The sequence below is a fragment of the uncultured Brevundimonas sp. genome (assembly GCF_937863155.1).
GTDB lineage: Bacteria > Pseudomonadota > Alphaproteobacteria > Caulobacterales > Caulobacteraceae > Brevundimonas.
Genome location: NZ_CALMFB010000067.1, coordinates 36,436 through 47,068, shown reverse-complemented (window position 1 = coordinate 47,068; position 10,633 = coordinate 36,436). Strand labels below are relative to the sequence as shown.

Annotated in this window: 14 protein-coding genes; 2 read left to right on the top strand and 12 right to left on the bottom strand. The window is 68.4% G+C overall.

Features of this window, described 5'->3' with window-relative positions; genetic code table 11:
* The 10 genes from Q0581_RS10800 to folK form a co-directional block, all read right to left on the bottom strand.
* The coding region (locus Q0581_RS10800; protein WP_298700157.1) for a GTPase at window positions 1-326 on the bottom strand (326 nt) is incomplete at its 3' end.
* Complete coding sequence (rnc, locus tag Q0581_RS10795; RefSeq protein ID WP_298700154.1) at window positions 323-1,033, bottom strand: ribonuclease III; 711 nt, start codon at window positions 1,031-1,033, stop codon at window positions 323-325. The genes Q0581_RS10800 and rnc, both read right to left, overlap by 4 nt.
* On the bottom strand, window positions 1,033-1,875 hold the full coding sequence (lepB, locus tag Q0581_RS10790; protein ID WP_298700160.1) for a signal peptidase I: 843 nt from the start codon (window positions 1,873-1,875) through the stop codon (window positions 1,033-1,035). Before lepB ends, rnc begins: the two co-directional genes overlap by 1 nt.
* Window positions 1,876-2,376: 501 nt before the next feature.
* Window positions 2,377-2,778, bottom strand: a complete 402-nt coding sequence (gene acpS / locus Q0581_RS10785; RefSeq protein WP_298700151.1) for a holo-ACP synthase — start codon at window positions 2,776-2,778, stop codon at window positions 2,377-2,379.
* Window positions 2,775-3,515: a pyridoxine 5'-phosphate synthase gene (locus Q0581_RS10780; RefSeq protein WP_298700148.1), complete on the bottom strand. Its 741-nt coding sequence runs from the start codon at window positions 3,513-3,515 to the stop codon at window positions 2,775-2,777. The genes acpS and Q0581_RS10780 overlap by 4 nt, the downstream gene beginning before the upstream one ends.
* The gene (gene pyrE, locus Q0581_RS10775) at window positions 3,512-4,099 is read right to left on the bottom strand and encodes an orotate phosphoribosyltransferase (protein ID WP_298700145.1); all 588 of its coding nucleotides are present in this window, start codon (window positions 4,097-4,099) and stop codon (window positions 3,512-3,514) included. Before pyrE ends, Q0581_RS10780 begins: the two co-directional genes overlap by 4 nt.
* A gap of 40 nt (window positions 4,100-4,139) precedes the next feature.
* On the bottom strand, window positions 4,140-4,913 hold the full coding sequence (locus Q0581_RS10770) for a TIGR00730 family Rossman fold protein (RefSeq protein ID WP_298700143.1): 774 nt from the start codon (window positions 4,911-4,913) through the stop codon (window positions 4,140-4,142).
* On the bottom strand, window positions 4,910-7,036 hold the full coding sequence (locus Q0581_RS10765; protein WP_298700140.1) for a bifunctional (p)ppGpp synthetase/guanosine-3',5'-bis(diphosphate) 3'-pyrophosphohydrolase: 2,127 nt from the start codon (window positions 7,034-7,036) through the stop codon (window positions 4,910-4,912). The genes Q0581_RS10770 and Q0581_RS10765 overlap by 4 nt, the downstream gene beginning before the upstream one ends.
* 173 nt (window positions 7,037-7,209) lie before the next feature.
* Complete coding sequence (gene rpoZ, locus Q0581_RS10760) at window positions 7,210-7,569, bottom strand: DNA-directed RNA polymerase subunit omega (RefSeq protein ID WP_292258677.1); 360 nt, start codon at window positions 7,567-7,569, stop codon at window positions 7,210-7,212.
* An 88-nt stretch (window positions 7,570-7,657) separates the two neighbouring features.
* Window positions 7,658-8,191: a 2-amino-4-hydroxy-6-hydroxymethyldihydropteridine diphosphokinase gene (folK, locus tag Q0581_RS10755; RefSeq protein ID WP_298700135.1), complete on the bottom strand. Its 534-nt coding sequence runs from the start codon at window positions 8,189-8,191 to the stop codon at window positions 7,658-7,660.
* Between folK and Q0581_RS10750 the strand changes: the two genes are divergently transcribed.
* A complete protein-coding gene (locus tag Q0581_RS10750; protein WP_298700132.1) occupies window positions 8,190-8,738 on the top strand; it encodes an NYN domain-containing protein in 549 nt (182 codons plus the stop codon). The two genes, folK and Q0581_RS10750, sit on opposite strands and share 2 nt — an antisense overlap.
* Before the next feature lie 125 nt (window positions 8,739-8,863).
* On the top strand, window positions 8,864-9,058 hold the full coding sequence (locus Q0581_RS10745) for a hypothetical protein (protein ID WP_298700130.1): 195 nt from the start codon (window positions 8,864-8,866) through the stop codon (window positions 9,056-9,058).
* Window positions 9,059-9,265: 207 nt separating this feature from the next.
* On the opposite strand, the gene smpB is transcribed toward Q0581_RS10745, so the two are convergent.
* Window positions 9,266-9,736, bottom strand: a complete 471-nt coding sequence (smpB, locus tag Q0581_RS10740) for an SsrA-binding protein SmpB (RefSeq protein ID WP_298700127.1) — start codon at window positions 9,734-9,736, stop codon at window positions 9,266-9,268.
* Window positions 9,736-10,620: a 4-hydroxy-tetrahydrodipicolinate synthase gene (gene dapA, locus Q0581_RS10735; protein WP_298700125.1), complete on the bottom strand. Its 885-nt coding sequence runs from the start codon at window positions 10,618-10,620 to the stop codon at window positions 9,736-9,738. Before dapA ends, smpB begins: the two co-directional genes overlap by 1 nt.
* Window positions 10,621-10,633 lie beyond the last annotated feature (13 nt).

Genomic DNA, 10,633 nt, shown 5'->3' with positions numbered 1-10,633 from the left:
TCGCGGCCCTCGGCGCCCAGTTCGGCCTGGGCGTCGATCAGATGGACCACGGCGTCCGCGTCCTGCGCCCCGGCCCAGGCCGAGGCGACCATGGCCCGGTCCAGACGCCGACGCGGGGTGAAGACGCCGGGCGTATCGACCAGCACCAGCTGCGCCTCGCCCGCCATGGCGATGCCGCGCACGGGGAAGCGGGTTGTCTGGACCTTCTGGGTCACGATCGAGACCTTGGACCCCGTCAGCCGGTTCACCAGGGTGGACTTGCCGGCGTTGGGCGCGCCGATCACGGCGACGAAGCCGGCGCGGGTGCTGGGGTTGGTCTCGGTCAAATGACGCCTTCTCGTTTCAACAGGGCCGTGGCGGCCGCCTTCTCCGCCTCCTGACGCGAACGCCCCTGAGCGGTCAAGGGTTCGACGCCATCGACGCGGACCTCGACCGTGAAGGTCGGGGCATGGTCCGAGCCGGTGCGATGGGTGACGGCATAGGTCGGCAGAGGGCGGCCGCGCCCTTGCGCCCACTCCTGCAAGGCCGATTTCGGGTTGTTGACGGCCGCCGGGGCCGGAGTAGCCAGCTCGTACGCCCAGGCGCGGTCGAACACGGCGCGCGCCGCCTCGATGCCGCCGTCCAGCCAGACCGCCGCCAGCAGCGCCTCGACCGCATCGGCGATCAGACCCGCCTTGCGCCGCCCGCCCGACTTGGTTTCGCCCGGCGACAGGCGCAGCGCCTCGCCTACGCCCAGCCGTTCGCCCACGCGCGCGCAGGCGGCCTTGTCCACCAGTCCATGCAGGGCCGACGACAGCCGGCCTTCGTCCGCCAGCGGATAATCGCGACACAGCCGGTCGGCGACCAGCAGGCCCAGCACCCGGTCGCCCAGGAACTCAAGCCGCTCGTTGTCCATCGGCCCGTGCGGTCCGGGCGGCGCGCCCTCGGCCACGCTGGCGTGGGTCAGGGCGCGCTCCAGCAGCTTGCGGTCGCGGAACGCGTGGCCCATCGCCTGGGCCAGGGCGGTGACCGCCTCGGCCCGACGGTCAGCCATCAATCCAGAACGGTGAAGAAGCGGCTGGGCCGGATGTTGGCGAACCAGGTCACCGGGTTCAGCAACGACGCGCCCGGCGTCCACGAGAACAGGATGATCTCGGCCTTGCCCACCAGATTCTCGGCCGGCACCAGGCCGACGCCGCTGTTGATGTCGTACCGGCTGTCGACCGAGTTGTCGCGGTTGTCGCCCATCATGAAATACATGCCGGCCGGGACCGAATAGACCTGGGTGTCGTCCACCGCCTGGCCGGGACCGAAGTCCTGGATGGTGAAGCTGCGGCCGCCCGGCAGGGTTTCGCGCAGGCGCGTCACCGGCTGGGGCCCGAACATGGTTTCGATCTGGGCCTGGCTGACGACCACGTCATCGACCGGCTGGTTGTTGATGTACAGGCGGTTGGCCCGCATCTGCACCGTGTCGCCCGGCATGCCGATCACACGCTTGATGTAGTCGGTCTTGTTGTCGCGCGGCAGCTTGAACACCGCGATGTCGCCGCGCTGGGGCGCGCGGTCCAGGATGCGGCCCTGGAACAGGTTCGGGCTGAACGGGATCGAGTGTTTGGAGTAGCCGTAGCTCCATTTGGACACGACGATATAGTCGCCCTCATAGAGGTTCGGCTCCATCGAGGCCGACGGAATGGTGAAGGGCTGGAACAGGAAGACGCGCAGCACCAGCGCGATCAGCAAGGCGAAGACGATGGTCTTGAAGATCTCGACCGTCTCATTGGCCGAACCGCCCGACGATTTGCCCTTCTTGCCCTTCTTGCGGGCCTTGCGGTCATAGATGGGCGCGGCGGCGGCGGGCGTGTCATCGAACGGCGCATCGCCGCTGTCGCTCCAGATCGGGCGACGATCCGAGGCCGCGGCCCCGACGGCGGCGGCGGTCGCTACCGCTGCGGCGGCCGCTGCGGCGCCGGCATGGCCGTCATCGTGGCCGTCGCTCACGGCTTCGACCGGCGAAGAGTCCTGGTGATCCGCGGCCGGTTCGGCGTCGTGGCCGTGATCGTCATGACCGGCGTGGTCCGAAGACGCATGGCCGTCGCTGACCGCCTCTACGGCCGACGGGACGTGGGCCGTGACGTCGGAGTGATCGTCATGCGCCGTTTCGGCATGGCCGTGATCGGCGTCGTGCGCGGGCTCATGCGCATGATCGTCATGCGGCGCGGCCTCGTGGCCGTCGCTGACGGCCTGGACCGCCTCGGGCGCGTGGGCAGGTTCGGGCGCCTGGTCGTCATGGCCGGCGTGATCGTGGCCGTGATCGTCGTGCGGCTTGTGCTCGTCGCTCATGTCTTGGTCCCCCGGCCGCTGCGCGCGGTCTTTCGGCGCGAAATCGGTATAGCGTGATTATGTCGCGGGCAAGACTTCGATCACCACGAAGGCGAGCGCATAGGGGTGTTCGTCGCTCAGCGTCAGATGGATTTCCGCCCGATGGTCCGGCGGGGTCAGCCGCGCCAGATGCTCGGCCGCAGGACCGGTCAGGGCCAGGGTCGGCTGGCCCGAGGGCCGGTTCACCACCCCGATGTCCCGCCAATAGACGTCGCGCCGCATGCCGGTGCCCAGGGCCTTGGCGCAGGCCTCCTTGGCCGCGAACCGTTTGGCGTAACTCCAGGCCGCATCAGGCTTTCTTTCCGAACGCGCTATCTCCAGCGGCGTGAAGCAGCGGTTGCGGAACCGGTCGCCGAACCGGTCCAGAGAACCCTGGATACGGCGGATGTCGCACAGGTCGGCCCCGACCCCGACGATCACGCCGTCGCCTCGTCCATCGTGTCGCGCATGGCCCAGATGACGGCGCCCAGACCGATGAACAGGGCCTCTCCGATCAGGAAATGGCCGATGTTCAGCTCCACGATCTCCGGGATGGCCAGAATCTCGCGCGCGGTGTCGTAGTTCAGCCCATGGCCCGCATGGACCTCCAGCCCCAGCGCCTGGGCCTGTTTGGCGGCCGCCGCGATGCGGGCGAACTCGGCGTCGCGCCCGCCGAACGGCAGGTGGCAATAGCGGCCGGTGTGAAACTCGACCACCTGGGCTCCCACGGCGGCGGCGGCGGCGACCTGTTCCGGCGACGGTTCGATGAACAGGCTGACGCGGCTTCCACCCTGGACCAGGGCCTGCACCACCGGGCCGATCCGCGCCTCGTGGCCCGCGACGGCCAGGCCGCCCTCGGTCGTCACCTCCTCGCGCCGCTCGGGCACCAGACAGGCGGCGTGGGGCCGGTGACGCAGGGCGATGGCCAGCATCTCGTCCGTGACCGCCATCTCCAGGTTCAGCGGCCGGTCGAACCGGCGGCACAGGTCCGTCAGGGCGGTGATGTCGGCGTCGGTGATGTGGCGGCGGTCTTCGCGCAGATGGGCGGTGATGCCGTCGGCCCCTGCCCCGATCGCCTCTTCGGCCGCCCGCACCGGATCGGGATGCCCCCCGCCGCGCGCATTCCGCACCGTGGCGACATGGTCGATATTGACCCCCAGGCGGACGCGGCGGGTCATCCCTTGGCCAACCTGCGGCTGCCCGGATCCTCGACCGGCAGGGCCGCCAGTTCGGGCGGCAGGGCGTCGGCCGTATAGGCGGGCACGTCCAGCGTCGCCAGCGCCACCAGCGGTACGCCCACATCGGCCCGGCCGCCCGAGCGGTCGACGATGCAGGCGGCGGCGACCACATCACCCCCCGCCTGGCGGATGGCGCCGATGCATTCGCGCGACGACAGGCCGGTGGTCACGATGTCCTCGACCATCACCACCTTCTGGCCCGGCTCGACATGAAAGCCGCGACGCAGTTTGAATTCTCCGCCCTCGCGCTCGACGTACATCGACGGAACGCCCAGGTGGCGCGCGGTCTCATAGCCGGGGATGATGCCGCCCACGGCGGGCGAAATCGCCACGTCCACCGGCCCGACCGCCGCGGTGATCTTGTCGGCCAGCGCCTGGCACAGCCGCGCGCACCGCGCCGCGTCCATGAACACCAGGTTCTTCTGCAGGAAGACCGGACTGTGCAGGCCCGAAGACAGCACGAAATGGCCTTCGCGCAGAGCGCCGGCGGCGCGGAACTCGTTCAGAACGTCATCGCTGGTCATGGCTTCCCATAGCCCCAGGGACCGGCGGAAGGAAAGCCGCCTATTCGATCGACTGGTGCGGCTTCAGCCCGCCGTCCAGCAGGCAGGACCAGACCTCCTCGGCGTCCTCGGCGAAGCGGAACAGGTCCAGGTCGCCCGGCGCGATCATGCCGTGCGCGATCAGTTCGTCGAAGCTGACCACCGAACGCCAGTACGCCTGGTCGAACAGGACGATGGGGATCGGCGGCGCCTTGTCCGTCTGGCGCAGGGTCAGGATCTCGAACAGTTCGTCAAAGGTGCCAAACCCGCCCGGAAACACCACCAGGGCGTTGGCCCGCATGGCCAGGTGCATCTTGCGCATGGCGAAATAGTGGAACCGGAACGTCAGCGCCGGCGTGGACCAGGGGTTCGGCTCCTGCTCGTGCGGCAGGGTGATGTTGAAGCCGATGGACGGCGCCCCGGCTTCGTGCGCGCCGCGATTGGCCGCGCCCATGATCCCCGGCCCGCCGCCGGTGGCGATGACATTGTCGCGCGGCTGGCCCGGCTGGCCGACCCGGGCGCCGCCGCGTTCCGAGGCGATGCGGCCGAACGCGCGGGCTTCTTCATACCAGCGGGCGTGGCGTTCGCCGCCCTCGGGCCCGATGCGGGCGCTGCCGAACACCACGATGGTGGACCGAACGCCCCAGGCGCGCAGGGCCTCTTCGGCCTTGGCGTATTCCATCAGGAAGCGCACGCCGCGCATGGAATCGCCCAGCAGGAAATCCTGATCCAGCGCCGCCAGTCGGTAGGACGGCGAGGCCATGTTGTCGGCGTTGGTCGGCGTGTCGCCGCTCATCCCTTCACCCGCTCGACCGTATCGACCGCAGGATTGGCGCGCAGGGCGGCGATGATGCTGGTGGCGTGTTTGGCGTCTTCCACCTCGACATCAATGTCCATGTCGAAGAAGTCCTGCTGACGGCGCGTCATGCCCAGGTTCAGGATGTTGCCGCCCGCCTCGCCGATCACGGTCGCCACCTGACCCAGCACGCCAGGCGCGTTTTGCATGGTGGCGCGGATGCGGACCGAACCCACCGCCGACTGTTCGGCCTGGGGCGTCCATTGCAGATCCTGCCAGACGCTGTCGTCGTCGGCGAATTCCGCCAGGCGGCCACAGTCGATGGTGTGGACCGTCAGCCCGATCTCGGGTTCCAGAATGCCGACGATGCGGTCGCCGGGCACCGGGGTGCAGCATTGGCCGAAATGCATGCTGACGCCGGGGGTCAGGCCGCCGCCGCGCACGAACAGCCGGGCCTTGTCCTCGCCGATGCGGCGCCGCTCCGGCCCTGCCTTCAACCGCCCTTTCAGCGCCGGGAACAGGGTCTCGGCCGCCCTGGACGGCGCCAGTTGCCCGCGCCCGATGGCCTCGAACAGATCGTCTTCCGACGCCGCCGCCAGGGTTTCCAGCACCGGCTTCAGCGACACCTCGGCCAGCGATTTCTCGGCCCGCGTCAGCGTCTGTTCCAGCGCCGCGCGGCCCAGTTTGATCAGCTCCTCGCGCTCCGACACGCGGATATGGCGCCGGATGGCCGAGCGCGCCCGGCCGGTGACGGTCAGATTGCGCCAGTCGGCGGGGATGTCGCGTTTCGGCCCGCGCACGATCTCGACCACGTCGCCGTTCTGAAGCTGGGTGCGCAGGGGCTTCAGTTCGCCGTTGATCTTGGCGCCCACGGCGGTGTCGCCGACCTCGGTGTGGACCGCATAGGCGAAGTCCAGCGGCATGCCGCCGCGCGGCAGGGTGATCAGGGCGCCCTTGGGCGTGAAGACAAAGACCTGATCCAGGTACATCTCCAGCTTGGCGTGTTCGACCCAGTCCTCGCCGCCCTCGCCGTGCTCGATCACCTGAACCAGATGGCGCAGGTTCTGCAACGGATCGCGCCCGCCGTCCTGCTCCATGGCCTCCTTGTCGAAGCCATAGGATTTGTTCTTGTAACGCCAGTGGGCCGCCACGCCGTCCTCGGCCACCCGGTCCATGACCTCGGTGCGGATCTGCATCTCGATGCGCAGACCCGACGGCCCGACCACGGTGGTGTGCAGGCTGCGATAGTTGTTCGACTTCGGCGTCGAGATGAAGTCCTTGAACCGCTCCGGCACCATCGGCCAGGCACGGTGGATGACGCCCAGGGCGCGATAGCAGTCATCCTCGGCCTCCACGATCACTCGGAAACCGTAGATGTCGGACAGGCTGGAGAAGCCCACCGACTTGCGTTGCAGCTTTCTCCAGATCGAATAGGGCGTCTTCTCGCGGCCGAAGACCTCGGCCTTCATGCCCGCCTCGACCAGGACACGCTGGACCTCGGCGGACACCCCGTCGATGGCGCGGCCATGCTCCAGCTTCAGCGCCTCCAGCCGCCGCTCGATGGCGGTCTTGGCCGTGGGGTTCAGATAGGTGAAGGCCAGTTCTTCCAGCTCGGACGCGATCGAATGGATGCCGATCGACCGGCCCAGCGGCGCATAGACTTCCAGCGTCTCGCGGCTGATGCGTTCGCGCTTTTCGGGCTTCACATATTGAAGCGTGCGCATGTTGTGCAGGCGGTCGGCCAGCTTGACCAGCAGCACCCGCACATCCTTGGAGATGGCCAGGATGAATTTGCGCAGGTTCTCGGCCTGGCGCGTGTGCTCGGCCTGAAGCTCCAGCCGCGACAGCTTGGTCACGCCTTCCACCAGCACGGCGATCTCTTCGCCGAACATCGAGGCGATGTCGTCGCGCGTGGCCGAGGTGTCCTCGACCACGTCATGCAGCAGGGCGGTGACGATGGCGGCGGTGTCCAGCCGATAGTCGGTCAGGATGCCCGCCACCTGGATCGGATGGGCGAAATAGGGATCGCCCGAGGCCCGCAACTGCGAGCCGTGCATCTTCATCGCATAGACATAGGCCCGGTTCAGCAGGTCCTCGTCGGCGGTGGGATCATAGGCGCGCACCGCCTCGACCAGCTCGAACTGACGCAGGACCTGGGTGCGCTTGGCGCCGGATACGACATCGCCGCCGACGGCGGGCGTCGACGGCGGATCGTTGCGGTTCGCAGCGGTCGGTTTCGGCGAAGCCTCTTCGGGCCGCGCCGGCAGAATGGTGACGCCTGTGCCGGCTTCGGCCGTCAGTAGCGCTCCTCCTGGCCGCCGTCGCGGTCGCTCTGCAGGGCGCGGATCAGCTCCTGCTCGGCCATGTTCATATGCTGGGGCTCGGCCAGCAGGGCCACGGTCTCGGCCTCGTCCTCGGCCTCGGTGCGCTCATCGACCCGTTGCAGGGTGGTGATGATGTTCTCGCGCAGTTCGTCGGGGACCACGGCGTCCTCGGCCAGTTCGCGCAGGGCCACGACCGGGTTCTTGTCGTTGTCGCGATCCAGGTTCAGCGGCGCGCCATTGGCGATATTGCGGGCGCGGTGACCGGCCAGCAGGACCAGGCCGAACCGGTTCGGCACCTTTTCGATGCAGTCTTCGACAGTGACGCGAGCCATGAAATCCTCGGGTGGCGCGGGGAGTGAACCCGGTAAAATATAGAGCGAAGACGCATTGTGCAATGCGGTGACGGCGGGATTTGGGCGATCAGATCGGCCGGGCGTCACGCCCCACGGTCGCCGCCTGCGCCAGAACCGTCGCCGTCCCACCCGTCGGATGCGGCCACTCCGGCGCGATCTGCGCCAGCGGCCCCATGACGAACAGCCGGTCCGCCGCGCGCGGATGCGGCAGGATCAGGCCGGCGAAATCGCCGTTCAGCCGGCCATAGGCGATCAGGTCCAGGTCCAGGGTGCGCGGGGCGTTGGGGCGGTCCCGCTGGCGGCCGAACGCCTGTTCGATCCGGCTCAGGGCGGCCATCAGGGCATGGGGATCATGCTGGGTCCGCACCTGCACCACGCCGTTCAGGAACGGCGGGTCGGCCGGATCGGGCCAGGCGGCTGAGCGCCACCACGACGACCGCGCAATTACATCGATCCCCTCGGCGCGGAAGCGGGCCAGGGCGGCCTCCAGCGCCTGTTCGCAATCGCGCCAGACCCCCTTGTCATTGCAGCCGAGGGCGACGAAGACGGCGTCATTCAATGCGCCGTCGCCTTCATATTCGCTGTCTACGGAACCGTTCATGACCTTCCATAACACCGACCGGCTGGCCCTGTTTATCGACGGGGCCAATCTTTACTCGTCCGCCAAGGCGCTGAACCTGGACATGGACTTCCGCAAGCTGCTGGACGCCTTCGCAGCCAAGGGGCAGCTGCTGCGGGCCTATTACTACACCGCCGTGATCGAGGGGGACGAGTTCAGCCCGGTCAAGCCGCTGGTCGACTGGCTGGACTACAACGGCTTCACCGTGGTGACCAAGCCGGTCAAACGTTACACCGACGCGCAGGGCCACAGCCGCACCAAGGGCAATATGGATGTCGAGATCGCCGTCGACATGATGGAGCTGGCGCCGCGGCTGGACCACGCGGTGCTGTTCTCGGGCGATGGGGATTTCCGCCGTCTGGTCCAGGCGCTTCAGGCCAGGGGCGTGCGGGTGACGGTGGTGTCCTCGACCAAGAGCCAGCCGCCCCAGATCGCCGACGAACTGCGCCGTCAGGCCGACGCCTTCATCGACCTGGCCGACCTGGCCGCCGACGTCGGCCGCCCGCGCGCGCCGCGCGACGACCGCTGATCGGAACGGCCACGCTGGCCCACTGTGGCTCGCCGGACACGCGAATCAGGTGGCGTATCGTCCCGCATGAATCTGGCGGAACAGTCCCTGCGACCCGACGTTTTTCGGCGGACAGGAGGTTGGGGATGTCCAGCAAGTCGAATTCGGTTTTCAGCCGCTCCGAGCGCCGCGCCGCGCTGTGGGCCGTGGTGCTGGCGGTGGCCATCGCCGTCTGCGGGATGATGGTCCAGAACAGCTGGGGCAGCCCGTCCCTGGGCGCCTATGCCGCCACGGCCCCGTCGGCCCTGCCCGGCGTCTTGGACGCGCGCCCGATCACTTAAGGCCTTATGCTGACTGAGTGCTGACCGTGCTCATCCCTCTCCCGCGAGCGGGAGAGGTGGCCCGTCGATCAGCGAAGCTGATCCAGGGTCGGAGAGGGGAGTCTTCGCAGGGGAGCAGACTTCCCCCATCGTCATGCGTCTCGCTGGCGCTCGACGACATGACACTTCCCCCGCAAGCGGGAGAAGGATTCATACTCAAGGCCGCTTTCAGCCCTTGTCGCGCATCAGCCGGGCCTTGTCGCGCTGCCAGTCGCGGGCGGCCTCGGTCTCGCGCTTGTCGTGGATCTTCTTGCCCTTGGCCAGGGCGATCTCGACCTTGGCCTTGCCGGCCTCGTTCAAATAGAGCTTCAGCGGAATGATGGTCTGGCCGTCGCGCTGGACCGCCCCGATCAGCTTGTCGATCTGACGCCGGTGCAACAGCAGCTTTCTCGGCCGGCGCGGCTCGTGGTTGAAGCGGTTGGCCTGTTTGTAGGGCGGGATGTCGGCGTTGATCAGCACGATCTCGCGCCCCTCGGGCGAGACATAGGATTCGGCGATATTGGCCCGTCCGTCGCGCAGGGCCTTGATCTCGGTGCCCAGCAGCTGAATCCCGGCCTCGAGATTGTCTTCCAGGAAATAGTCGAAGCGCGCGCGCCGGTTCTCGGCGATCAGCTTGGTCTTGGGCTTTTCGGCGGCCATCAGGCGACGCCGGCTTCGGCCATGGCGCGGTCGATGGCCGGGCGCACCTCGGCGCGGGCCGGAACCAGCGGCAGGCGAAGCTCCTCGGTGCACAGGCCCAGTCGAGACAGGGCGTATTTCGCCGGCGCCGGCGAAGCGTCCAGGAACAGCGCCTTGTGAAGGCCGATCAGTCGATCCTGCCACAGGCGCGCCGCCTCCAGATCGCCGGCCTGGACCGCGTCGTACAGGGCGACCATCCCCTCGGGCGCGACGTTCGAGGTGACCGAGATCACCCCGTGCCCGCCCGCCGCCTGATAGCCCAGCCAGCTGGGGTCGTCGCCCGAGATCAGGGCGAACCCCTCGGCGATATTGGCGCGCATCCAGCCGATCCGACCCAGGTCGCCCGTCGCATCCTTGATGCCCACGATGTTCGGGTGCGCCGCCAGGGCCGCGACCGTCTCGCTCGCCAGATCCACCCCGGTGCGGCCCGGCACATTGTACAGCAGCACCGGCAGTTGCACCGCCTCGGCGATGGCCTCGAAATGGGCCTGCAGCCCGGCCTGCGACGGGCGGTTGTAATAGGGGGTGACCACCAGGGCGCCGTCGGCCCCCACGGTCTTGGCGTGACGCACCAGTTCGATGGCCTTGTCCGTGGCCGACGCCCCCGCCCCGGCGATGACGCGGATGCGCCCGGCCGCGACCCGAACCGCCAGTTCGACGACGCGCTGATGCTCATCCGCATGCAGGCTGGCGCTCTCGCCCGTCGTTCCCATGGGCACGACGCCGTGCACGCCGGCGGCGATCTGACGCTCCAGCAGGGCGGTGAAAGCCGCCTCGTCCACGTTTCCGTCACGAAGAGGTGTGATCAGGGCGGTGATCACGCCCTTGAACAGGGGAGCGGTCATTGGAACAAATACA